Raw genomic sequence first — 23,886 nt, forward strand, 5'->3', positions numbered from 1 at the left:
GGCGCACAGAATATGGCACGGCATCTGATCACGTCGGCGATCCCTTACATCAACGGGATCAAACACCTCGGCAACCTCGTGGGCAGCCAATTGCCCGCAGACCTCTACGCGCGCTATCTGCGTGCGCGCGGCAACGAGGTGATGTTCCTGTGTGCCACGGACGAACATGGCACCCCTGCCGAACTGGCGGCGGCAAAGGCGGGCAAGCCGGTGGCAGACTATTGCGCCGAGATGCACACTGTTCAGTCCGAGATCGCCAAGGGGTTCCGTCTGAGCTTTGATCATTTCGGACGGTCCTCAAGCCCACAGAACCACAAGCTGACCCAGCACCTTGCTGGTCGTCTCGCCGAGGCGGGCCTGATCCGCGAAGTCAGTGAAAAGCAAATATATTCGAACACGGACAAACGCTTCCTGCCAGATCGTTATATCGAGGGAACCTGCCCGAATTGCGGTTACGACAAGGCCCGTGGCGACCAGTGCGAGAACTGCACCAAGCAGCTGGACCCGACCGACCTGATCGACCCGCGATCTGCGATTTCCGGATCCACTGACCTTGAAGTGCGCGAGACCAAGCACCTTTTCCTGCGCCAGTCCGATATGCGCGACAAGTTGCAGGACTGGATCGACAGCAAGACCGATTGGCCGATCCTCACCACGTCCATCGCCAAGAAATGGCTGAACGACGGCGACGGTTTGCAGGATCGGGGCATCACCCGCGACCTCGACTGGGGTATCCCGGTCAAGAGGGGCGAGGAAGACTGGCCCGGCATGGAAGGCAAGGTGTTCTACGTCTGGTTCGACGCACCCATCGAATATATCGCCTGCGCCGGCGAATGGGCCGAGGCGCATGGCAAGGCAGATGCCGATTGGGAACGCTGGTGGCGCACCGACCGGGGCGCGGACGATGTGCGCTATACCCAGTTCATGGGCAAGGACAACGTGCCGTTCCACACGCTCAGCTTCCCGGCGACGATCCTCGGCTCTGGTGAAGATTGGAAACTGGTCGATTACATCAAGTCGTTCAACTACCTGAACTATGATGGCGGCCAGTTCAGCACGTCGCAGGGGCGCGGCGTGTTCATGGATCAGGCGCTTGAAATCCTGCCCGCCGACTACTGGCGCTGGTGGTTGCTAAGCCACGCGCCCGAAAGTTCGGACAGCGAATTCACCTGGGAAAATTTCCAAGGCTCGGTGAACAAGGACCTGGCCGATGTTCTGGGCAATTTCGCCAGCCGCGTGACCAAGTTCTGCCGCTCCAAATTTGGGGAAGAGGTGCCCGCAAACGGCACGCCGGGTGAGCGCGAGGCGCAGCTGATCAAGGATCTTGAAAAAGGTCTGCGGGACTACGAGGCGCATATGGATGCAATTGACGTCCGCAAATCTGCCAACGCACTACGAGGACTTTGGGTTCTGGGCAATGAATACCTGCAAGATGCAGCACCTTGGACCACATTCAAGGACGACCCTGACCCCGCCGCCATGCAGATCCGAACGGCCCTGAACCTGATCCGCTTTTATGCGGTGATCTCAAGCCCGTTTATCCCTGACGCAGCGGCGCAGCTCTTGACTGCAATGCATGCGGAAGATGCAGAGTGGCCCGAAGATGTGACGTCATCCCTGCACGAAATGCCTGCCGGCCACAGCTTTACCGTGCCAGAGGTGACATTCCGCAAGATCAGCGATGATGAACGTGCAGGCTGGCAGGAGCGTTTTTCCGGCATCCGGAACTAAGGCAGCAAACATCGGAACGGCTTCAGGGCCGCGTCAAAAATGCAAAGCGGTCTTGTTGGATTCCAAAAAACGCGCCAAGGGTCCGGGGACGATGCCCCCGGACGGTTGGAGTGCAAGCGCACTCTGAAACATGAAAGCCCGAATCAGGCTGCTTTGATCTCGACCAGTTCGACATCGAAGGTCAGATCCTGACCTGCCAACGGGTGGTTGGCATCCAGTGTCACTTCGGTGTCGTTGACCTCTGCCACCATGACAGGAACAACCTGCCCGGTCGGGGTCTGCATCTGAAGTTGTGTGCCCGGCTCAAGCGGGATCTCTGCCGGAATGTCCGCGCGCGGCACGGCTTGCTGGGCACTTGGGTCACGCGCGCCATAAGCCTGATCTGCGGGCACATCGACCTTTTTGGTATCGCCGACGGCCATGCCTGAGATCGCCTGATCGAGGCCGGGAATGATCTGGCCCGCGCCAACAGTGAACTCCAGCGGATCACGTCCGGCAGAACTGTCGAATGTCGAACCGTCGGCCAATGTGCCGGTGTAGTGAATGGAAACGGTATCGCCCGTTTTGACTTGGGTCATGAATACTCCTTGTATCAAAGGGGGTGCATGTTCAGGAGGCCGGGTTATACGCGGGTGCTCCGGATGAACCGTTTATATAGTGTCTCTGACCCGATGACGCAAATCAGGCCTGTTCCGCTTCGGTGATCATGCCCATCGCCGCCCCCGAGCTGTCCTTGAGAATGGCGATTCTGCCAATTCCCGGAACGTCAAATGGCGGTCTCACAACTTCGCCTCCCTGCTCCTTGGTTTGCCGAGCAGCAGCATCTACATCATCAACCGCAAAGTAGGTAAACCAGTGCGGGGGCAACTCTTCAAAAACCGCCATGCCAGACATGTCCATGATCCCGGCAACAGGTATCCCGGCACTCATGGCGACATAGTAATCCTGCCCCCCGTCCATCTTCATCGCGTCGTAACTCCATCCGCAGATCTTGGCGTAATAGGTTTTCGCGGCCTCTGCATCGCGGGTCATCAATTCGCTCCAGCAAACCGCGCCATGTGGGGTAGGCATAGCCATCTTCCTTCACCAGGACTCAGATCAATCCACCTATCGTAACACAAATCCGGTGAAATGCGGACACAAGGTTACACCGGCAAAGCCGTCGTCTTGAACACGGTGCGCAATGCAAATGAGCTTTGCATCTGCGCCACGCCCGGCAGACGGGTCAGATACTGCCGATGAATGCGTGCGAAATCGTCGGTGTCCTCGGCGACGATCTTCAGGATGTAATCTGCCGTTCCTGCCATCAGGTGGCACTCCAGAACATCCGGAACCCGTGCCACGGCCTTCTCGAACGCCTCAAGCAGGTCGTCCGCCTGGCTGCTTAGCTTGATTTCGACGAACACGGTCGCGGGCATCCCCAGCTTGCGCGCGTTCAGCAGCGCGACGTAATCGCGGATATAGCCATCTGCTTCCAATCTCTGCACCCGCCGATGACAGGCCGATGCCGAAAGATGAACCGCTTCCGACAGTTCAGCATTCGAAATCCGCCCCTTGCGTTGCAGAACCCGCAGAATCCGCCGATCTATATCATCCAAGGTCATTGCGCCCGGTTTCTCCTGATGATGCGCCTGTTGTTCGAAGAACCTTCGCAAGGTGCCTGAAAATACGCCAGAAATCCATACACAATTGCACCGCCCAAGCCGCACTCTGGTCGTAAGTTCAACCAAGGAGACCGCCATGAAAATTGGATGCCCAACCGAGATCAAACCACAGGAATTCCGCGTCGGTCTCACCCCCGGAGCAGCCCAGGAAGCCATTTCGCATGGCCACTCTGTCCTTGTCCAGAAAGGCGCGGGAGCCGGCGCAGGGTTTGATGATGAGGTTTACACCACAATCGGTGCGCAGATCGTCGATACAGCGCAAGAGGTGTTTGCCAGCGCCGATATGATCGTCAAGGTCAAGGAACCGCAAGCTGGCGAGCGCAAGATGCTGCGCGAGGGCCAGGTCCTGTTTACCTATCTCCACCTCGCCCCCGATCCCGACCAGACCCATGATCTGATTGCTTCCGGCGCGACCTGTATCGCTTATGAAACTGTCACCGACGATCGTGGCGGGTTGCCGCTGCTGGCCCCCATGTCCGAAGTTGCCGGAAAGCTTGCGCCGCAGATGGGGGCGTGGACGCTGCAAAAGGCCAATGGCGGGCGTGGTGTGCTGATGGGTGGCGTGCCCGGCGTTGGCCCCGCACAGGTCGTGGTGATCGGCGGCGGAGTGGTTGGCACGCACGCGGCCCGTGTTGCCGCCGGAATGGGCGCGGATGTCACCGTGCTGGACCGCTCCCTGAACCGCATGCGCTATCTGGATGATGTGTTCGGAGGCACATTCCGCACCCGGTACGCCAGCAAGGCCAACATCGCCGAGATGATCGCGCTGGCAGACATGGTGGTTGGTGCCGTCCTGATCCCCGGTGCTGCCGCGCCAAAACTGGTCAGCCGCGCCGACCTTGCCACGATGAAGCCGGGATCGGCCCTTGTCGACGTCGCCATCGACCAGGGTGGATGTTTTGAGACCTCCAGGGCGACCACCCACGAACACCCGATCTATGACGTTGATGGTATCCTGCATTACTGCGTTGCCAACATGCCCGGCGCGGTGGCGCGCACCTCGACGATCGCTTTGGGGAACGCAACGATGCCTTATATGCTGGCTCTGGCCGACAAGGGTTGGAAACAGGCCTGCGCTGATGATCCACACCTGTTGAACGGGCTGAATGTGCATGCGGGCAAACTGACCTACTATGCGGTCGGCAAAGCCCTCGGCATCGACGTCACTGCTCCGCAACTGGTTTTGAAAGAGGCGTAACCCGGCGTCAGCCGGTCATGGCTGTTTGAACACCTATGCCGGTCTTGTGTGGAGCATCCCACACGAAGCCGTCTGATTGAATGGCGTCCCGAAACACGGGACGCCGCAGGGCAAACTCACCCTTTCTTCAAGGCATCCCGGATTTCCAGCAGAACATCCAGCTCGCTTGGACCGGTTTCGACCTCGGGGGCGACATCGTCAGGTTTTTCTGCCGACTCCTTGATCCGGTTGACCATTTTGACCAACAGGAACACAACAAACGCGATGATCAGGAAATTGATAACGGCCATGATGAAATTGCCGATTGCAAACACGGCTGCGCCTGCTTCCTGAGCGGCCGCAAGTGACGCATGTTCGCTGCCATCAAGCGTGTAGAACCAGCCGGAGAAATCAATTCCACCGGTAAACAGCGCGATGATCGGGTTGATCAGATCGCCCACCAAAGACGTCACGATCGCCGTGAATGCCGCGCCGACGATAATACCGACAGCCATGTCCATGACATTGCCCTTGGCGATGAAATCCTTGAATTCTTGAATCATTACTCTTTTCCCTCGTGTTGGCTTGAATCCGGCGTCAAAACCGGGGTCGCAAATTTGATAGCACTGCCACGGTCATTGTCACGCGCGCAGAAACAATCCACGGGGAATTTACGCGATCCCGCCGCAATCTGCGGCGTTCCGGGCGCAGTTCAGACGGGCAACGTGCCAGTCAGAACATAGCGCAGGATTTGGGCCACCTCCTGCGGAGTGCGCGTCATCGCCAAAGCCGCAGCATCCACCTCTTTGAGAGCGTGGTCATGCTCGGGCTGCTGCAGGATGATAAGTGATTTGCCAAGGGCGCTGGCAACCCCCGCATCAAAGGCCGCGTTCCACTGTTTGTACTTCTCGCCAAAGCGCACCACGACCACATCCGCATCCGCTATCCCCTTGCGGGTCCGGATCGCGTTGACCATCGCACCTTTGTGGTCGTGCCAGTACTTGTTGTCTTCAGCCCCGAGAATTTCAACACCGCAATCATCACTCGCGGCGTGATCCGTGACCGGGCTGTCAAAAGACACATCCAACCCTTGGCACGCCTCGATGATCTGTTCACGCCAATCGGTGTGAATCTCGCCGGACAGGTAAACACGCAATCCCATATGATTTCTCCTTCTGATTGCCCAAAGGGTTAACGCAGATCGCGGGGAAGGCCAATCACGCGGTCCGGCGCGCCACGATCGTGCGGCGGGGATCCTTGCCCGGGGCCATCTGGGTGTCGACGATGGTGAAACCAGCGCGAGTGATCGCCGCGTCCAGCTCGGCAATCGACAGCTTGGCAAAAAACGGAGCCTTGCCGATCACCTGCATCAGGGGCAACCCGGTCTGGATCAAAAGCCAGATCAGGTTGCGGCGCTCCGGCATGCAGAATGTTTTCGAGATGAAAAGGCCACCCGGCTTTACCCGCGCGGCAATCTCGGAAAGCGCATCATCCATGTCCTCCAGCAGATGCAGGAGGTTGAACGCCAGAACCATGTCGAACGGGCCTGTCGGGGCGTCGGCGGCATCGGCTTGCGCAAAATCAAGATTGTCGATCCCTTGATCGCGCAGCTTTTCGCGACCCTTGTCCAGCATCACTTCGGATACATCGGTCGCCACGATCCGCGCCACATGGGGTGCAAGCGCCAGCGCTGTAGATCCTGTTCCGCAGCCAAGTTCGAGAACCGTGTCCTGCGGTGTCACAAGAGCACGCACCTGATCCAGTGTCGCCTCATAGGCCGTCTGATTGCGGATCGGCGTCGCCGCGTATTTGTCCGCAATCCGATCCCAGAATTTCGCAGACTGATACATGGCTTGTCTTGCCCTCCCGCAAAAAGATCAGCCGCGAAGCGTGCCGCCGGTGGCTTTCTCGACCTTCTCGACGATCTTTTTGCCAACCGCCTCGATATCCGCTTCTTTCAGCGTTCCGCTTGTGGGTTGAAGACGGACGGTGATGGCCAATGACTTTTTGCCGTCGCCAAGACTGCCGCCAATGAATTCATCGAACACACGCACATCTTCGATCAGCACCTTGTCGGCGCCAGCCGCCGCATTCACCAGATCCAGCGCCGCAACCTGAGCATCCACAACAAAGGCAAAATCGCGTTCGACCGGCTGCAGATCGTTCAGCAACAATGCCGGTCGTGTCGATCCCGACTTGCGCGGAAGCGGGATTTCCTCTGGCCAGAGCGTAAAAGCCACGGCGGGGCCTTTTACATCCATCGCCCTGAGAACCTTGGGGTGCAATTCCCCAAAAACGCCAAGCACCTTTTTCGGGCCCAGACAGATCACGCCGTGCCGCCCCGGATGCCACCAATCGCTGGCCCCGCGCCGGATCTGTGCCTTGGCCGGGGCACCCATTGCAGCAAGCACCGCTTCGGCATCCGCTTTTGCATCGAACACGTCAACCGCCCGCGATGCGCCATGCACGTCTTTCGGGCTGGTGCGCCCAACCAGAAGTCCGGACAACATCAGATGCTGTTCTCCCGGCTCACTGCCGCTGAACGCGTGACCCAGTTCGAACAGAGCAAGATCCATGAAACCTCGCGCCTGATTGCGGGCAGCAGCCTGCAACAGACCGGGCAAGAGCGCCGGGCGCATGTGGCTCATCTCCGAACTGATCGGATTGGCCAACATCGTCGCGTCATCACCGCCGCCAAACAGCGTCGCTGCCGCTTTGTCGATGAAGCTGTAGGTCACACATTCGTTGTACCCCAAAGTCGCCGCAGTTCGGCGTGCGGCGCGTTCGCGGCGCTGCATCGGGGACAGGATCGGCTTGGGCACTCCGGCATCGGTGCGCGCCAAAGGCTTGCCCTTGAGCTTTGTCAGCGACGCAATCCGCGCCACTTCTTCGACCAGATCGGCCTCGCCCATCACGTCGGGGCGCCAGCTTGGTACATGCGCCAAGTTTCCTTCAAGCCGGAAGCCCAGCGCCGTGAGGGTCTGGCGCTGCTCGGCCTCGGGAATGTCCATCCCGACCAGCGAAACCACCCGCACCGGATCAAGCTTGTAAGCGCGGGACGTGTCGGGAACGGCCCCCGCCATGATCATCTCAGACGCCTCTCCACCCGCGTGATCGACGATCATGCGCACGGCGTGTTCCAGCCCGATTGGTGTGAAAGCCGGATCGACACCACGCTCGAACCGATATCGCGCGTCGGAATTGACCTTCAACGCACGGCCCGTATAGGCGATCTGGATCGGATCCCAATAGGCGCTTTCGACGAACACATCGGTGGTCTCGTCTGTGCAACCTGTTTCCTCGCCACCCATGATCCCGGCAATGCTTTCGGGGCCATTCGCGTCGGAAATCACCATTTGGCCGGGCTGGAGCGCATAAGACTTGCCATCCAGCGCCAGCAATTCCTCTCCGCCCTGCGCGCGGTGGATGCGCAGATCGCCCGTGACCTTGGCCATGTCAAAGACGTGCAAAGGGCGGTTGCGATCGTAGGTAAAGAAGTTGGTCACATCGACAAGGAAGTTGATCGGACGCAGGCCGATAGCGCGCAGCGAGTCCTGAAGCCATTGCGGGCTTGGCCCATTGGTCACGCCGCGAATGATCCGACCACAGAAAAGCGGGCAGCCATCCAGCGTGTCTGCGTCGATGATCACCTTGGTGTCGGCTTGGAACGACGCGGGCACCGGATCAAGCTCACGCGGTTTGAGCGTACCCAGACCACGCGCCGCCAGATCGCGGGCGATGCCCTGCACCCCCAGCGCATCTGGGCGGTTGGGGGTGATCGCGATCTCGATCACCGGGTCGACCTTTGACGGATCGTTTTGTGCCAGCCAGTCGATGAATTTCTGACCGACCTCACCCGAAGGCAGTTCGATGATGCCGTCATGTTCGTCCGACAGTTCCAACTCGCGTTCCGAGGCCATCATGCCGTGGCTCTCAACACCGCGGATGTTGCCGACGCTGAGCGTGACGTCAATGCCTGGCACATAGTCGCCCGGTTTTGCCAAAACGACCGTGATCCCCGCGCGCGCATTCGGCGCGCCGCAGACGATCTGCTTGTCGCCCTCTTCGGTCTCGACCGTACAGACGCGCAGGCGGTCGGCATCGGGGTGCTGCTCGGCGTGTTTCACCTTGGCCAGCGTAAACGCCTTGAGCCGGTCGGCCGGGTTTTCGACGCCTTCGACCTCAAGCCCGAGATCAGTCAAGGCATAGGTGATCTCGTCCACGGTCGCCGTGGTGTCTAGGTGCTTTTTCAGCCAGGAGAGGGTGAATTTCATTGTGTTTCCATCCTCATATGGGGGCTCAACAAGGGTTTTGTCTCTTCAGCTGCACTGATGAATCGCTCCAACGGATCGCTGGGCACGCCAAATAGACCAGTTCCAAGCATACCGGACAATTGGCGGCTCAATTGGTCAACCATGCCCTGGTACGGGCTAGAGCCAAGAAAGAGAGCGCTCTGCATAGCGGTACTGCTTTTTGGCAACCTTCTTGGCGGATTGAACCGCCTTTCAGCAACAAATTCCGAGAGGCCTTCATCCTTGAAAATCGTAGCTCTGAATTTCGACAGTTTTGTTAGAGCGTCATCTACTCGCGTGTCACGCATGATTGCCGAACAACGCGCTCGACATAGGTCCAAAAAGTCGAAATCTTTCGCACAACTTCCAATCAATGCTTCTATCTCTACTTTCATTGAGCCATCATTGTTTTTCTTAAATTGCCTCGCTTCACTTAAGGCTAGAGCAACGGATCGCTCCAACCGAAAAATACAAACCAGTGTCTCCTCAGCGATCTCAGATTTTCGAATTGCAGTCTTCTCTCTACGCCATGCGTTCAATTGATAGATTGCAGCAAGAAACCCACATATGATGGCTAGTTTCTCAAAAACTGAGAGAAATGGGACTAGCCACGAAAAATCTCTACAGACATTTTCGCAGGCGGAGATAGTATCGTTCACCCACTCAGCCCCCCATGCAAAGTCGGCACATCCAGCGACGCAAACCCGTAATGGCGCAGCCAGCGGAGGTCTGAGTCAAAGAAGGCGCGCAGGTCGGGGATGCCGTATTTCAGCATCGCGATGCGGTCGATGCCCATGCCAAAGGCAAAGCCCTGCCACTGGTCGGGATCGACGCCAGCAGAGCGCAGGACATGCGGGTGCACCATGCCGGAGCCAAGGATTTCGAGCCAGTCATCACCTTCGCCCACCTTGAGCGTGCCACCTTCCCACGAGCAACGGATGTCGACTTCCGCCGACGGTTCAGTGAACGGGAAATGCGAGGCGCGGAAGCGGAGTTCGACGTCGTCGACTTCGAAATAGGCTTTGACGAATTCTTCCAGCACCCATTTCAGGTTCGCCATCGAGATGTCCTTGTCGATGGCAAGGCCCTCGACCTGGTGGAACATCGGCGTGTGTGTCTGGTCGTAATCGGCGCGGTAGACGCGGCCCGGCGCGATGATGCGAATGGGCGCGCCCTGCTTTTCCATAGACCGGATCTGAACCGGGCTGGTATGGGTGCGCAGCACATGTGGCGGGCGATCATCGCCATCGGCGCGGTGCATGTAGAACGTGTCCATCTCGGCCCGCGCGGGGTGGTGGCCGGGGATGTTCAGCGCGTCGAAATTGTACCAGTCACTGTCGATCTGCGGACCTTCGGCAACCGCAAAGCCCATATCGGCAAAAATCGCCGTGACCTCTTCGGTGACCTGGCTGATCGGGTGGACCGTGCCTTGTCGGCGGCCCCGACCGGGCAATGTGACGTCAAGCCATTCGCCGCGCAGCCGTTCATCAAGTGCTGAATCCTCAAGCGCCGCTTTCTTCGCGGAGAGCGCCGAATTGATCTCGTCCTTGAGCGCGTTCAGGGCGGGTCCGGCAGTCTGTCGTTCTTCGGGGCTCATCTTGCCAAGCTCGCGCATCTTCAGGCTGATCTCGCCCTTTTTGCCAACGGCCTGCACGCGCAGTTCTTCCAACGCCGCTTCATCACCCGCCGCTGCAATCAGCCCAATATATTTGTCGCGCAGATCGTCCATTTCACCCTCCGGCCCGTGTTGTGCTTTCCCTAGCCTTGACCGTGCAAGGACGCAAGCCAGCCCAAAAGTCAGGCAGGATTCTTTCGAGGTGGCACGGGAAAGTAACAGATACCCGGAAATCTTAGTGATCGGCAAAACACCGCGACATAGATGTTGACCCATGCACAAAATTCAGCAGAAGCTAACGATATCACTGTCAATATGTTGAGCGAGAAAACGCTCACGCTGCTATTTGAACTCTGGGGGAAGAGCATGTCGTTGAGAATTTTGAAGGAACATTTGCCGTGGATCGCGCCAACCACCGCGATCGTCTTGGCCGCTACGGGGGTCATCAATCTGGGACCAAGGGAAAGCGACCGGGTCGAGGTCGCGTCAGGCTTTGAAGACGTTCAGGTCTCGCGCAATATCACGCAGGATCCCGTTGCCTTTGGCGACCAAAGGTCAACAATCGCGCCACAACTGTCAGGCAGTGCCGACGCCGTACAGGCGGCCGTCGTGCAATCACAGCGCCCGCCCGAGGTCACGGCGACCCCGGTTCAGCCGCAGAAGGTGTCGATCTCGCCCGATCCGGAAGTAAACCCAACCAACAATCCCGGCGCGTTCTTTGCGGCGGCCCAGGCCAAGCTTGCTCAGGATCAATCCTGCGTCGAAGACCTTTTTAATCTGGCCGACCAGACGCATGTCTACTTCCCAAGCGGCGGCCTGACAGCCGAGGAATCCGGCATGGCACAGGCCCGTTTGATCGGACTCGTGGCCCAAGAATGTCATAACGTGGAAATCATCGTAGAGGGCCACTCTGATCCTTCGGGTGATCCCGGTGCAAACCTTCGGTTGAGCCAACAGCGCGCCGATGAGGTTCTCAAGCGGATCGCGGCCGCAGGCATCGACGTGACACGGTTCCGCGCGGTTGGGCGGGGAAGTCAGGAGCCATCGCAAGTGACAGGTCGCCAGTCCGCCGCCTATTATGACCGCCGGGTCAAATTCGTGGTCCGCGAAAAGGCGCAGACCACCGAGCTACCCGGCCTTTCACGCGCTGCCACAGGCGCAGTGTCCCCTTGTGCGGCACAGCTTCAGGCGGCGGTCCAACAGACCAAGCTCTTTTATTCGCCGCGTTCAGTCACTGCCCCATCCGATGGTCTGCCAGCGGTTGTTCAACTGGTCACGCAAGCCACGGCCTGCCCCGACGCGCGGTTGCGTGTGGTCGGACAATATTCGGACGAGCCGGGTTCGGGCGAAACCCCGGCGACGGCACGCCTTCGGGCCGTGGCGCTGATGAGTTCTCTGGTTGGAGCAGGGTTTGACCCGGAACAGATCATCATCGCGGCCCATTCGACCCCGCAAGTTCTTGCAGGGCAACCCGGACTGAGCGAACGCCGGGTGGATTTCGACGTGATTTTCGAGAACTGATTTCCAGGGCTGGAAAAATTCTGTCGGGGAAGGCGGTCCTTCGGGGCCGCCTTTGTCGTTTCTGGCAGATTGGTTGATTGCAAGTGTCATCATGGCGGGACGCGCGAGCGGAAGCATGACGTGCCAGAAGATCTGGAGCCATCCGACCCCGTCGATGCGCGCCGCCTCCTCGATGTCCTGCGGAATCGCCTTGAAGAACTGCATCATCAGGAAAACCCCGATGGGCACCGCCATGCGCGGCAGGATCAGCGCGTGATAGCTGTTATGCCAACCGAAATCGGCGAACATCGTGTAAAGCGGGATAAAGACCGCCTGTTCCGGCACCATCAGCCGACAAGGCAGATCACCAGGATCGCCCGTTTGAACGGAAATTCAAGCCGCGCCAGCGCGTAACCGGCTGTAGTGGACACAGCCAGCACACCCAGCGTCATGCCAGCTGCGACGACCAGCGAATTGAGGAACCACATCGGTGTCTGACCGAACGAAAACAGCGCCGCGTAATTGTCCCATGTAAACGGGATCGGGATCAGCCCGAACGCGGTGGTCGACGTTGTGCGGGCCAGAACCTAGTTTGGTTGAAACGACAGGGATACCATCCAGAGTGTCGGCACCAGCCAGACAATCGGCGATCCCTCAAAGCTCTCGGTGATATTGACGATCAATCCCTGACGCGGAGAGAAAATGATCTGCCAGATCAGCGTGACCACCGTCACCGACAGGATCTGGCTGAGGAAGAACGAGCAAGACCGCGGCAATGCCTGTGGCGATTGCCGTCACCTTGCTCACCCTGCCCATCCGGCGAAGGAAGAACGTCAGCACCAGACCAACAAGGCCCAGCGCCTGTAACGCGAGGCTGGCAAAGGCCCCCCAGGTGATATCGCGGCCCCACATCACCCGTTCGTAATTGCGCAAGCCGACAAATTCCTTGGCGTCGGGGTTGAACGCGACGGCCAGCAGGCTCCAGTCGTGCATCGAAATCCAGATGCCCCGAAAGAACGGATAGACGAGAAAAAGTGCGTAGGTGGCGAGGAACGGCAACAACAGGACAAAGGCGGCTTGGCCTTCCGTCAACGCGCCATGCTCATTTCTCCTCCCTGACATACGCCCTCCCAAGCGAATCTCCGTAAATCTCTTTTGCTAATTATTAGCAGCAATATTTATTAGCGCCCCGCCGGGTGTAGTGTTCCCGACATGAGCAAGCCTGCAATCCCGTCCCGAGTGACCATGAAAGACATCGCCGCACATGCTGGCGTGTCACAATCGACTGTGTCCTTTGTTCTGAACGGTCAGGAAGGAATGCGGATCGGTGCCGAGACCCGCAAGCGCGTGATGGATGCAATCGCGGAACTCGGATACCGGCCTTGCGGTGCCGGACGCCCGCCGAAAGAAGCCAGTCTGCGCACCATCGGCGTCATGATCGACGAGATCGCAACATCCCCGTTTGCAGCAATTTCCATCGAAGGCATTCAGGAAGAAGCCTGGAAACACAATGTTCTGGTCGAGGTGGTGATGACCGGTGGTGATCGAAGCTACGAAAACGCCACCTTGCGGAAATGGGCGCGGGATGGCGTCGAAGGTGTGGTCTACGGCTCTATCCTGACGCGCAGAGCCGAACCGCCAGAGGCGCTCTCGAAGCACAAGACGGTGATGCTGAACTGCTATGACGCAAAGAATTACTTCAGCTCGATCGTCCCTGCGGAAAGACGCGGCGGTGAGGCGGCGACAGAACTATTGCTGTCAACCGGCCATCGTAAAATCGCATTCATTTCCGGCGAGGCATGGATGGAGGCGTCGGACCAGCGTCTGGAAGGGTATGAGCGCGCGCTGCGCAACGCCGGAATTCCGGTGAACCCGTCCCTGATCGAACAGGGCAATTTCCTGCCAAGCGGGGGGCGCGAAGCCACCCTGCGCCTGCTGGACGGCCCGATCCGCCCCGATGTGATCTTCTGTGCCAATGACCTGATGGCCGTGGGGTGTTACGAAGCGCTCAAAGAACGTGGCGAAGTGATTGGTCAAACCATCGCAGTCATGGGGTACGACGATCAGGAAATCGCCCAACATCTGTCACCGGCGCTGACCACCGTTCTGCTTCCACATCGCGAAATGGGCAACTGGTGTGCGCAGAAGCTGTTGTCTGCATCTCACCCCGAAACAGAACAGATGCGCCTGGAGTGCCCCGTGGTCGTCCGCAAATCACATGTGCGACCTTGAGCTTGGTCCGCTTCGATGGTTCAGGCCAAGGCTGCAATGTCACTCTGGAGTGGGACACATGAAATTCTCGGCCAATCTCGGGTTTCTCTGGACGGATCGCCCTTTGCCGCAGGCCATACACGCAGCCAAGGCGGCAGGCTTTGACGCGGTCGAATGCCACTGGCCCTATGACACCCCCGCAACCGAGGTGAAGGCCTCGCTTGACGAAACCGGTTTGCCGATGCTGAGCCTCAACACGGTCCGGGGCAAACCGGGAGAAAGCGGTCTCTGCGCCCTGCCCGACCGCGAAACCGAGGCGCGCGCGGCCATTGATCAGGCCGTTGCCTATGCAAAAGCCATCCATGCACAAGCGGTCCATGTGATGGCAGGTGTCGTACAAGGCCCCAAAGCCGAGGCCACCTTTCTTGCCAATCTTCGCTATGCGCGGGAGCAGTGTCCCGAGCAGATCATGCTCTTGATCGAACCCCTGAACCGGCATGACGCGCCGGGGTATTTCCTGCAAACGACAGACCAGGCGGCGGACCTGATTGCGACGCTGGATCTGCCGGGCGTCAAGATGATGTTCGATTGCTATCATGTTGGCCGGACCGAGGGCGATATTGTCACCCGCTTTCAGTCCCTTATGCCGATCATCGGCCATATCCAGTTTGCCTCTGTCCCGGACCGTGGCCCTCCTGATCAAGGCGAGGTCAACTACGGGTTTGTCTTTGACCAGATCGCGGCGATGGGTTGGTCACACCCACTTGGGGCCGAATACAGGCCGAGAGGCAAGACGGACGACAGTTTGGGCTGGATGAGACATATGGCCTCCTGACCCGACAGGCAGCGGCGCGGACGGCATCTGCTAAGCCGATACCAATGTGCCCGTCCCCTCCAAGAGCCCATTCACATGGTTGGCTATCGCCGTATCCTGAGCGCCGGTGCCGGTCAGATCGCAGATGGTGACGTCGGCCGCTGACCGGCGGCCTAGTGCCTGACCCGTGATGATATCGCCCAGTTCAGACGGTTGCAGATCCGTCATAAGACCGGCAGCCAAGGCCGCCTCAAGTTCTCCGGACACGGCGCACTGGCTGACCCGATCACACACATAAAGATCGGCGGCGACCAACGCGGCAGGGTCGATTTCAACTTTGCCAGCCTGATCAGACCCCATGGCGGTGATGTGCAGCCCCGGATGCAACCACTGTGCGGACAGGATGGGCAAACGCGAAGGCGTTGTGGTCACCACAAGCTGACTTTGCGCCACCAGATCCGCGGGATCGGCAACAACCTCGACCTCGATACCAAGAGCGCGACCCAGATCGGCGGCGCAGTCCGCAGCCTTGTCCGGATTGCGACCATGGACCAACAGACGCGAAAATGGACGGACAAGGTGGGCGGCCTGCATCTGCAACCGTGCCTGAACCCCTGTGCCAATCACACCCGCCACTGTCACGGTTTCCGGCGCAAGGTGCCGGGCAGCCACCGCCCCGGCAGCGGCTGTGCGAATGTCGGTCAGGTATCCGTTGTCGAGAAAAACCGCCTCGACCAGCCCTGTCTTGGCAGAGAACAGGATCATCAGACCGTTCAGGCTTGGCAGCCCGATCTTGGGGTTGTCGAAGAATCCGGGCGACACCTTGATCGCGAACCCGTCGAGACCGGGAATATAGGCGGTCTTTACATCCACCTCTCCGTTCGCTTCGACAAACTCCATCGACAGAATAGGGGGCATCACCACCTTTCCCGAAGACAGGGCCGCGAAGGCCTGTTCGATCACGTCAATGGTGCCGAGATCCAGCTTCACGACCCGCCGCAACTCGGCTTCGGCGACGATGCGAATGTCACGCGCCATATTGTTGTCCCTTCACCGTAAGAGCGCCCAGTTCGATGTCTTCACCAGCCATGATCCGATGAAAGATGCGCATGTCCAGATTGCGCCCGGTGATGATCGTGGCGACCGGTCCGCGTGGCACCGGGAGCTTGGCCGCAAGCATCGCGGCGATGCCGACAACGCAGGCCCCTTCTGCGACAATCCTGTCTTCGTAAAACAGAACCTGCATCGCGTGGTAAATCTCGTCTTCAGTCACAAGGACCGTGTCATCAAGGTACTCCCGACACAGCGCAAAGCTCAGCTTGTTGTCGATCCCGATTCCGCCACCCAGACTGTCAGCAAGGCTTGGCACCTCTGTCACATCAACCGGTTGCCCGGCAGCAAGTGACGCATGCATCGCCGCACCACGATCCATCGTGATGCCGATGACATTCACGCGCGGGTTGATGGATTTCGCAGCCACAGCCACACCTGCGGCCAGACCACCACCGGACAAAGGCACAAGAATCGTATCCAGATCGGGGCGCGCCTCCATCATCTCGAACCCGATCGTGCCCTGCCCCGCGATCACATGCGGATCGTCGAACGGCGAGATTTCGACAAGCCCCTCTGCCGAATCCAGCCGTTGGCTTTCGGCAAGCGCATCGTCCTGACTGGTGCCACAGATCCGAACTTCGGCACCAAGCGCCCTGATCCCGTCAATCTTTGACTGCGGCACAAGCGACGACATGCAGATGACCGCCCGTATCCCACGCCGTGCGGCGGCATAGGCCACACCACGTCCGTGGTTTCCCGTTGAACAACAGGTGACGCCCCGCGTTCCGTCGGGCAGCTTCAACACCGCATTCATCGCGCCGCGCAATTTGAACGCGCCGATGGGCTGCATGTTTTCGAGTTTCAACAGAAAGTCCTGGCCGGTTTGCCGGGTCATGAACGGCGACGGAACAAACGGCGTCCCATCAGCAAGCCCGCGTATTGCAGCACGCGCTGTCAAAATGTCGGCCAATGTGACTGTCATCGCCTACCCCGCTCTATCACTGCGATGCCAACCTGTGCAGATTGTCTGTTTGAAGGCAAGGACGGGGGGGTGCCGGAATCATCCCAAAAGCCGTTCATTCAGTCCTCACAAGCGCTTCCAACGCATCACCGGAAAGCTGCATGACGGTTTCACCGGATTTCGGTACAAAACCCAGTCTGGTGTAAAACGACGCAGCTCGAGGATTGTCCTCGTAAACGGCCAGCTTCACAAAGGCCGCGCCGCTCTTGCGGGCAATCTCTCGCAAGAGCTGCAAACCCAGCCGCTGTCCGCGTGCTTCGGCTGAGACCCAAAGGTCAGATACATACACCCCGACCCCGCCAAACATCGTGGACATGACCGGCGTATAAAGCGCCACGCCACACAAGGCGCTTCCCTTGGTGGCGACAAGACCACGGCACAAGGGGAACGGACCGAACAGCGCCACCTCCAGATCGTTGCGCGCCAGCCTGTAGGTGTCGCCCAGATCGGCCGCCAAGGCACGAAGTCCCTGTTCGAAGAGCGCCAGGTTTGACGGGTTTGCGTCCGTGATCTGCATGGCTCAGATGCCTGTCTTCCCGGCACCTTTGAGGCCCAGCATCGCACGCGCGTCGTCGGGGGTGGCGATGTCGTGTCCCATCTCTTCAAGAAGCGTGCGCACCTGATCGACCTGTTCGGCGTTGTTTGTCGCAAGCTGACCCTTGGTGATGAAAAGATTGTCCTCAAGCCCCACGCGAACATGTCCACCACGCCGGGCCGCATGGGTCGCCATCGGGATCTGGTGGCGTCCGGCTGCCAGCACGGAAAACATGTAATCTCGACCCAGAAGTTTGTCCGCCAATGCGATCAGGTGGTCAAGGGTCTCCGGGTCAGGCCCCATGCCGCCCAAGACTCCGAACACGAACTGAATGAAGATCGGTTTGCGGACCAGTCCCCGATCCACAAAATGACGCAGCATGTAGAGATGGCCGATGTCATAGCATTCAAATTCAAACCGCGCGTCGCGCTCTTCGCCCATCTGCTGCAAGACGCCTGCAATGTCGCGCGGGGTGTTCTTGAACACCAGGTCATCCGACTCTTTCAGAAACGGCTCTTCCCAGTCGAAGTGCCACTGGCGCGGTTTTTCCGCCATCGGATACAGGGCGAAGTTCATTGTTCCCATGTTGAGCGAACACATTTCGGGCGCGAACCGAAGGGGCGCGCGCAGCCGATCCTCAAGCGTCATGACCGCGCTGCCACCGGTTGTCAGATTGATCACGGCATCGCACTCTGCCGCAATCTTTGGCAGAAACGCACCATAATGCTTTGGGTCTCCTGACGGTCGACCGTTCTCGGGATCACGCGCGTGAAGGTGAAGAATGGCAGCCCCGGCCCTGGCAGCGCAAATTGCCTGCGCAGCGATATCCTCCGGGGTGTATGGCAGATAGGGCGACATGCTTGGCGTGTGGATGGACCCGGTAACGGCACAGGTGATGATGGTCTTTGACATGATTCAGGCCGATCTGAGCGCGCTATCGGGCACTTCATCCATGAACTGCGCCAGCGATTGATCCAGCAGTGCGACCAACTCTTCGATCTGAGCTTCGGTCACAATCATCGGCGGACAAACAAGGAAATGATCCCCGGAAAACCCACCTCGGGTACGGCGTGAATAGATGATCAGCCCATTTCCGTAGGCGATCTCGACCAACCGGTCGAACGCCTTGATGTCGACCGGAAGCGGTACCTTCGTTGCGCGGTCCATGAATTCGAATGCCAGAAGCAGACCCTTTCCCCGAACATCGCCGATCAGGGAATACTTCTGCATCAGATCGCGCAAACACTTCTTGAGGATGTCGCCCATATGTGCGGCGTTCTCGGTCAGCCCCGCATCGGCAATTTCGTCCAGGACAGCCAATCCAGCGGCACAGGCAAGCGGGTTTCCCGCGTAGGTGTGGCCATGGATGAAACCACCGGAATCCAGCACGTCCTCAACAATGTCGTCGCGCGCGATCACCGCGCCAAGGGGCACATAACCGCCGCCGAAACCCTTGGACAGGCAAATGATATCGGGAACAACCTCCCAGTGGTCTGCGGCGAAAAACCGGCCCGTTCTCCCGCCCCCCGACATGACTTCGTCGTGGATCAGAAGGATTCCGTAGTGATCACAGATCTGGCGAATGCGTTGCATGTACCCGACAGGCGGCACCAACGCGCCGGTGGACGCACCGCCGACAGGTTCGACAATGAAGGCCAGAACCGTCTCGGGCCCTTCGTCTAGGATCCGATCTTCCAGCATCTGGGCATAGTACAGACCGGTGGCCGGATCATCGGCATCCAGCCCATCGAGATACGCACGGGGCGCCGGGATTTTCGGCATCGGGTGCATCATCGGATCGAAGGGCGCTGTCATCGGCGCATAGCCTGTGACCGACAACGCACCCAGAGTCGCCCCATGATAGGACGGTGTCCGCGAAATGATCTTGTAGCGCTGCGCCTTCCCTTGAGCGAGGGCGTATTGCCGGGCAAGCTTCATCGCACTTTCGGTTGCCTCGGACCCGCCAGAGACAAAGAAAACCCGTCCCAAACCGTCCGGCGCAAGCGCCGCAGCGCGTTCGGCCAACATCTCTGAAGCTTCGGTCTGGAAATGCAGCCGATACCCGAACGTCGCCGTCTCCATCTGGCGTTTCATCGCGTCGAGAACGCGTGGGTTTGAATGGCCGATATTGCTGACCATCGCGCCACTTGATCCGTCGATATAGCGCTTCCCGGTGACGTCCCACATGTAAATCCCGTCGGTTCGGGCAAGCTGGGGTCGCGTCAGTCGGCTTTGGTAAAACAACCGGGTCATTTACAGCCTCCGACAGGCAGCGCGGCGCAGGCGTTCGGATTGAGGTTCAGGGAAACTGTGTCACCCTCCGAAAAAGGCGCGCCGTCGATCATGTTCATGGCCTGAAGCGGCGTGTCCCCCAGACGCAGGAAATAGCGCACAAGCTGGCCCTGATAATCGACCGTTTCGACCTTGGCCTGTGGCGCGTCCTGCCCTGCGGCCGCAAGGGTCAGTTTCTCTGCGCGGATCATCAGTCTTGCCGATGGTCCTTCCCCCAAGGTCGCTGCGTGTGACAGCGGCACAGGCGTTCGGCCAAATTCAGGCGTTTCAAGCACGACATGGCCGTTCTCGCGTGCCACCACACGCGCGTCCAGCAGGTTGGAGGCCCCCAAAAAGCCCGCCACAAATTCGGACGCGGGCGTGTTATACACCTCTTCGGGTGTGCCGATCTGTTCGACCCGCCCCGCGCTCATCACGATGATCTTGTCGGACATGGCAAGCGCTTCGGACTGGTCATGTGTGACAAAGATCGAGGTCACACCGATCCGATCCTGGATCGCCTTCAATTCCACCCGCATGTCTTCGCGCAGGTTGGCATCCAGGGCCGACAACGGCTCGTCCAGAAGCAGGACATCAGGTTCGATCACAATCGCCCGCGCCAGCGCGATGCGCTGCTGCTGGCCACCGGACAACTGATTGGGAAAGCGGTCCTCGACGCCCGGCAAGCGCACAATATCCAGCGCATCCTGCACTTTCCTTGCAACTTCGGCCTTGGGCACGTCGCGATATTTCAACCCGAAAGCGATGTTCTCGGCGATCGTGCGGTGCGGAAACAGCGCGTAGTTCTGGAACACCAGACCCAGATTTCGCTTGTGGATCGGCACGTCGTTGATCCGGTTCCCACCAATCAGAATGTCCCCGCTCGTCGGCGTTTCCAGCCCAGAGATCATCCGCAGGATGGTTGTCTTGCCACAGCCGGACGGTCCCAGCAGCGTTGTGAACGAACCTTCGTCGAAAACCACATCCGCGCCCTGCACCGCGACGACGGAGCCAAAGGTCTTGCGGACCGCAGAGAGTTCCACACGCGCCATTGCTGTGTCCTAATCAGAGAAGTGTTGAGGGGCGGAGCCAGATGGCCCCGCCCAAGCGGGTCACGCGCCTTTCTGGACGCGGTTCCAGGTTTTTGTCTGCTCTTTTTCCTGCGGGTTCCAGACCGCCGGATCCCGAAAGACCAACCCATCCAACTTGCCCGTCGGATCAAACGCCGGCAGCGATGTGACGCTGTCCGGCATGTCCACTTTGGTCGGATCGAGCGAGGACGGATATTTCTGCCCCGCCGCGACGGCCAGGGCCGTTTCCGGAGCCAGCATGAAGTTCAAAAGCTCTTCCGCCGCATCCACCGGCGATCCCTTGAGCACGAACATGGATTCCATCCACGCCAGACCGTTGGGCGGGTCCATATAGGCAATCGGATGCCCCTGCTCCTGCAAAGCCGCCACGCGACCGGACCAGGCTTCGGTGACGTAGATTTCTTCCTTTGCCAGAAGGTCCATCAGTTCGGCACCGGACGCCCAGTATTTCAGCACCAGATCGCGATGCTCGCGCGCCTTGTCCCAGACCGCATCCCAATCCTGAATGTTGTTGGGATCCTGCCCGGATTGCAGTGCGCCATACCAGGCACGGTTGGCCCAATCGCCACCCCAACCGCCGATCTTGCCCTTGAGGTCCGGATCAAGCAAAAGGTTCGCCCCCATCTCCTTGGCCCGATCTTCAGAGATATACTTGGTGTTGTAGGCGATCCCCGTGGTGCCGTAATCGTAAGGCACAGCCGACAAGCCATCCGGCGTGATCGCGCGGAACGGGTCGATCATCGCGGTCATGACGTTCGCAAGATTGGGAATGTTGTCTTCGTTCAACTGAACCGCATATCCGTTTTCAACCCAGCGCTGATACCAACTTACCCCCGAGCTGTGCAGGATGTTGTGACCATCGGTGTTGCCTGCGGCCTTGATCTTGGTCAGGACCTCGTTTTCACCACCGAATGTTGCATCAACCACGGTGTTCCCGGACTTGGTCTCATACGGGTTGAACGCATGTTCGCGCAGAGCTTCGGACACCACGCCGCCCCAGCCTTCGAAATAAAGCTCTGCCCCTTGCGCACGGGCTTGCGTGCCCATTGCCGCCATGATGCCGCCGGACAGACCAGAGTAAAGCCCAGCCGCCCCAAGCAGACCGAAGAAGGTCCGCCGGTCGACATCGCCATTTCCAGCCGCTTCGCGAAGCCGCTCGTAGCGGGTCGTATCATCCATTTTTCTTGTCATCGTCTTTCTCCCAGTTGTGGATGGTTCAAATTTTCCTGCGCGCAAAATATCGCGCCAGCAGACCCGCCAGGAGCGGAAGGCCAACCGTGATGCAGATCATCACAAAGCCCAGTGCGTTGATTTCCGGGCTGACAGAGTTGCGCAGCATGCCAAAAATCTGGGTCGGAACGGTTTCCATGCCCGAGGGCCGCCAAAAGATCGTGGCGGTGATGTTGTCGAAGGAAATCGTGAAGGCGAACAGCGCCCCGGCAAAGACCGCTGGCATCAAAAGCGGCAACGTCACTTCGAAGAACGTTTGCAGTGGCGACGCCCCCAAAGACCGCGCCGCTTCTTCGTAATCCTTGCGGATCCCCACCAGCCGCGCCTGCACAACCAGCACCACAAAGGGTAGCGCAATGATCGAATGTCCGATCAGCAAAAGACCAAAGCTGCGCGGCATGTGAAGCCAGCGCAAGAAGATCAGCAAACCCACCGCCAGAACGGTTTCCGGAACAAGCACGGGTGAGATCAGGAAGGTGGTGATCCAATTCTTGCCGCGAAACTGATAGCGCACCAGCGCCATCGCCGCGAGGATGCCCAAAGTGGTGGCGATCACCGCCGTTGCAAGACCAAGCATGACCGATGTCCGCAAGGCCCGGATAATCGCCTCGTTCTCGGCCAGTTCGTAGAACCAGCGCAGCGAAAAGCCTTCAATCGGAAAGCCGCCGAATTGCGACGAATTGAACGCCAGCAGCAACACAACGGCGATCGGGGCGAACATGAAACCGTAGACAAGGAGCGTGTAAAATTTGAGGACAGACCAGACGCGCATCGCTCTACCTCCCAAACGCTTTGGAAAGCTGGTTCATGCCCATGAACTTGCTGTACAGAATGACAACGCTGCCCAAGAGCATCAGCAGGGCAAAGGACAGCGTGGCTCCCATTGGCCAATTCAGTTCTGTCACGATGGCATCATAGACAAGATTGCCGAACAGGAAATCGGATGGCCCGCCCAGAATAAGCGGCGTGACGTAACTGCCTCCGGTGAGCACAAAAACCAGTAATGACCCCGCCGCCAATCCGGGCAGGGACAACGGCAGGGTGACTTCCCGAAAGGCCTGCCATGGCGTTGCCCCCAAAGTGCGCGCGGCAGGTTCCAGGTTTGGGTCAATCCCTTCCAGACTGACGTAAACATTGAGGATCATGTACGGCAGGAACACATGGATAAATCCAACGATCACCGTGAATTCCGTATACATGAGCGACAGCGGCGCATCGGTCAGGCCAAGCCAGGACAACAACCCGTTCAACGCGCCTTGGTTGCCGAAGATGTGGATCCAGCTGAGCGTTCGGATGATGAAGCTGATCCAGAACGGCAGGATCAGAAGCAGCAGCAGCAGCCATTTGTGCCGATACCGCGTCATCGCGATCACATAGGCTGGAACATAGCCCAGAACCGCTGCAAGAACGGTCACGATCACCGACAGCCGCAAGGTTTTCCAGATCGCCGTGTGGTAATAGCTGTCGGTGAACAATTCCTGCCAGTTGCCGAATTGGAAAGCAGGGACATCGACGGCCAGATCAATGTTTTCGTACATCGAATACACAAGGATGAACGCCATCGGGATCACCACCATCACGGTGATGAACACCAGCGCTGGCGACAGCAGAAGCCAGGGACGACGATCAAATTGATGTTCCGACAAGGGCGGCCCTCCTGCCGGTGACTATTGCAAGGGAT

Annotated in this window: 25 protein-coding genes and 1 pseudogene; 5 read left to right on the forward strand and 21 right to left on the reverse strand. The window is 58.9% G+C overall.

Going from position 1 to position 23,886, the window contains the following annotated elements; all coding sequences use genetic code 11:
* Positions 1-12: 12 nt before the first annotated feature.
* Entirely contained in the window at positions 13-1,731 is a 1,719-nt protein-coding gene (metG, locus tag ACTIEN_RS01120; protein WP_439521251.1) for a methionine--tRNA ligase, read from the forward strand.
* 143 nt (positions 1,732-1,874) lie between these two features.
* Here metG and ACTIEN_RS01125 read toward each other — a convergent pair whose 3' ends face one another.
* The 3 genes from ACTIEN_RS01125 to ACTIEN_RS01135 form a co-directional block, all read right to left on the reverse strand.
* Positions 1,875-2,309, reverse strand: a complete 435-nt coding sequence (locus ACTIEN_RS01125) for an FKBP-type peptidyl-prolyl cis-trans isomerase (RefSeq protein ID WP_439521252.1) — start codon at positions 2,307-2,309, stop codon at positions 1,875-1,877.
* 103 nt (positions 2,310-2,412) lie between these two features.
* Positions 2,413-2,802, reverse strand: coding sequence for a VOC family protein (locus ACTIEN_RS01130; RefSeq protein WP_439521253.1), 390 nt, complete (start codon positions 2,800-2,802; stop codon positions 2,413-2,415).
* A 74-nt stretch (positions 2,803-2,876) separates the two neighbouring features.
* Positions 2,877-3,335 (reverse strand): Lrp/AsnC family transcriptional regulator, encoded by a 459-nt coding sequence (locus ACTIEN_RS01135; protein WP_439521254.1) that lies wholly within the window; start codon positions 3,333-3,335, stop codon positions 2,877-2,879.
* A gap of 136 nt (positions 3,336-3,471) precedes the next feature.
* Between ACTIEN_RS01135 and ald the strand changes: the two genes are divergently transcribed.
* Positions 3,472-4,593, forward strand: a complete 1,122-nt coding sequence (ald, locus tag ACTIEN_RS01140) for an alanine dehydrogenase (RefSeq protein ID WP_439521255.1) — start codon at positions 3,472-3,474, stop codon at positions 4,591-4,593.
* A gap of 116 nt (positions 4,594-4,709) precedes the next feature.
* Here the strand turns inward: ald and mscL are convergent, their stop codons facing one another.
* From mscL to pheS, 6 genes are all read right to left on the reverse strand, one after another.
* The gene (gene mscL / locus ACTIEN_RS01145) at positions 4,710-5,135 is read right to left on the reverse strand and encodes a large conductance mechanosensitive channel protein MscL (RefSeq protein ID WP_439521256.1); all 426 of its coding nucleotides are present in this window, start codon (positions 5,133-5,135) and stop codon (positions 4,710-4,712) included.
* A 149-nt stretch (positions 5,136-5,284) separates the two neighbouring features.
* A complete protein-coding gene (locus ACTIEN_RS01150) occupies positions 5,285-5,734 on the reverse strand; it encodes a YtoQ family protein (RefSeq protein ID WP_439521257.1) in 450 nt (149 codons plus the stop codon).
* A 55-nt stretch (positions 5,735-5,789) separates the two neighbouring features.
* On the reverse strand, positions 5,790-6,422 hold the full coding sequence (locus ACTIEN_RS01155) for a class I SAM-dependent methyltransferase (protein WP_439521258.1): 633 nt from the start codon (positions 6,420-6,422) through the stop codon (positions 5,790-5,792).
* A 27-nt stretch (positions 6,423-6,449) separates the two neighbouring features.
* A complete protein-coding gene (gene pheT / locus ACTIEN_RS01160; protein WP_439521259.1) occupies positions 6,450-8,846 on the reverse strand; it encodes a phenylalanine--tRNA ligase subunit beta in 2,397 nt (798 codons plus the stop codon).
* Positions 8,843-9,523, reverse strand: a complete 681-nt coding sequence (locus ACTIEN_RS01165) for a hypothetical protein (RefSeq protein WP_439521260.1) — start codon at positions 9,521-9,523, stop codon at positions 8,843-8,845. Before ACTIEN_RS01165 ends, pheT begins: the two co-directional genes overlap by 4 nt.
* Complete coding sequence (gene pheS / locus ACTIEN_RS01170; RefSeq protein ID WP_439521261.1) at positions 9,520-10,593, reverse strand: phenylalanine--tRNA ligase subunit alpha; 1,074 nt, start codon at positions 10,591-10,593, stop codon at positions 9,520-9,522. The genes ACTIEN_RS01165 and pheS overlap by 4 nt, the downstream gene beginning before the upstream one ends.
* A 252-nt stretch (positions 10,594-10,845) precedes the next feature.
* On the opposite strand from pheS, the gene ACTIEN_RS01175 reads away from it, so the two are divergent.
* Positions 10,846-12,000: an OmpA family protein gene (locus ACTIEN_RS01175; RefSeq protein ID WP_439521262.1), complete on the forward strand. Its 1,155-nt coding sequence runs from the start codon at positions 10,846-10,848 to the stop codon at positions 11,998-12,000.
* A gap of 123 nt (positions 12,001-12,123) precedes the next feature.
* On the opposite strand, the pseudogene ACTIEN_RS01180 reads toward ACTIEN_RS01175, so the two are convergent.
* The 3 genes and pseudogenes from ACTIEN_RS01180 to ACTIEN_RS01190 form a co-directional block, all read right to left on the reverse strand.
* Positions 12,124-12,327 (reverse strand): annotated as a pseudogene (locus tag ACTIEN_RS01180) (ABC transporter permease subunit); the annotation flags it as partial.
* Positions 12,327-12,467, reverse strand: coding sequence for a hypothetical protein (locus tag ACTIEN_RS01185; RefSeq protein WP_439521263.1), 141 nt, complete (start codon positions 12,465-12,467; stop codon positions 12,327-12,329). The pseudogene ACTIEN_RS01180 and the gene ACTIEN_RS01185, both read right to left, overlap by 1 nt.
* Positions 12,468-12,633: 166 nt before the next feature.
* The gene (locus ACTIEN_RS01190; protein WP_439521264.1) at positions 12,634-13,101 is read right to left on the reverse strand and encodes a hypothetical protein; all 468 of its coding nucleotides are present in this window, start codon (positions 13,099-13,101) and stop codon (positions 12,634-12,636) included.
* A gap of 90 nt (positions 13,102-13,191) precedes the next feature.
* Between ACTIEN_RS01190 and ACTIEN_RS01195 the strand changes: the two genes are divergently transcribed.
* The gene (locus ACTIEN_RS01195; RefSeq protein ID WP_439521265.1) at positions 13,192-14,211 is read left to right on the forward strand and encodes a LacI family DNA-binding transcriptional regulator; all 1,020 of its coding nucleotides are present in this window, start codon (positions 13,192-13,194) and stop codon (positions 14,209-14,211) included.
* A gap of 58 nt (positions 14,212-14,269) precedes the next feature.
* The gene (locus ACTIEN_RS01200; RefSeq protein ID WP_439521266.1) at positions 14,270-15,025 is read left to right on the forward strand and encodes a hydroxypyruvate isomerase family protein; all 756 of its coding nucleotides are present in this window, start codon (positions 14,270-14,272) and stop codon (positions 15,023-15,025) included.
* 30 nt (positions 15,026-15,055) lie between these two features.
* On the opposite strand, the gene ACTIEN_RS01205 is transcribed toward ACTIEN_RS01200, so the two are convergent.
* The 9 genes from ACTIEN_RS01205 to ACTIEN_RS01245 all read right to left on the reverse strand — a co-directional run bounded on the left by ACTIEN_RS01205 (position 15,056) and on the right by ACTIEN_RS01245 (position 23,851).
* Positions 15,056-16,042, reverse strand: a complete 987-nt coding sequence (locus tag ACTIEN_RS01205; protein WP_439521267.1) for a cyclodeaminase — start codon at positions 16,040-16,042, stop codon at positions 15,056-15,058.
* Positions 16,032-17,039: a hydroxyectoine utilization dehydratase EutB gene (gene eutB, locus ACTIEN_RS01210; RefSeq protein WP_439521268.1), complete on the reverse strand. Its 1,008-nt coding sequence runs from the start codon at positions 17,037-17,039 to the stop codon at positions 16,032-16,034. Before eutB ends, ACTIEN_RS01205 begins: the two co-directional genes overlap by 11 nt.
* Positions 17,040-17,133: 94 nt before the next feature.
* Positions 17,134-17,595: a GNAT family N-acetyltransferase gene (locus ACTIEN_RS01215; protein ID WP_439521269.1), complete on the reverse strand. Its 462-nt coding sequence runs from the start codon at positions 17,593-17,595 to the stop codon at positions 17,134-17,136.
* A gap of 3 nt (positions 17,596-17,598) precedes the next feature.
* Positions 17,599-18,525, reverse strand: a complete 927-nt coding sequence (locus ACTIEN_RS01220; protein ID WP_439521270.1) for a 3-keto-5-aminohexanoate cleavage protein — start codon at positions 18,523-18,525, stop codon at positions 17,599-17,601.
* A 3-nt stretch (positions 18,526-18,528) separates the two neighbouring features.
* The gene (locus ACTIEN_RS01225; RefSeq protein ID WP_439521271.1) at positions 18,529-19,866 is read right to left on the reverse strand and encodes an aminotransferase family protein; all 1,338 of its coding nucleotides are present in this window, start codon (positions 19,864-19,866) and stop codon (positions 18,529-18,531) included.
* Complete coding sequence (locus ACTIEN_RS01230; protein ID WP_439521272.1) at positions 19,863-20,936, reverse strand: ABC transporter ATP-binding protein; 1,074 nt, start codon at positions 20,934-20,936, stop codon at positions 19,863-19,865. The genes ACTIEN_RS01225 and ACTIEN_RS01230 overlap by 4 nt, the downstream gene beginning before the upstream one ends.
* 60 nt (positions 20,937-20,996) lie before the next feature.
* The gene (locus ACTIEN_RS01235; RefSeq protein ID WP_439521273.1) at positions 20,997-22,154 is read right to left on the reverse strand and encodes an ABC transporter substrate-binding protein; all 1,158 of its coding nucleotides are present in this window, start codon (positions 22,152-22,154) and stop codon (positions 20,997-20,999) included.
* 37 nt (positions 22,155-22,191) lie between these two features.
* On the reverse strand, positions 22,192-22,977 hold the full coding sequence (locus tag ACTIEN_RS01240; protein WP_439521274.1) for an ABC transporter permease: 786 nt from the start codon (positions 22,975-22,977) through the stop codon (positions 22,192-22,194).
* Positions 22,978-22,981: 4 nt separating this feature from the next.
* Positions 22,982-23,851, reverse strand: a complete 870-nt coding sequence (locus ACTIEN_RS01245; protein ID WP_439521275.1) for an ABC transporter permease — start codon at positions 23,849-23,851, stop codon at positions 22,982-22,984.
* Between the last annotated feature and the right edge of the window lie 35 nt (positions 23,852-23,886).

It is taken from the genome of Marivita sp. (genome assembly GCF_051859345.1).
Classification (GTDB): domain Bacteria; phylum Pseudomonadota; class Alphaproteobacteria; order Rhodobacterales; family Rhodobacteraceae; genus Marivita.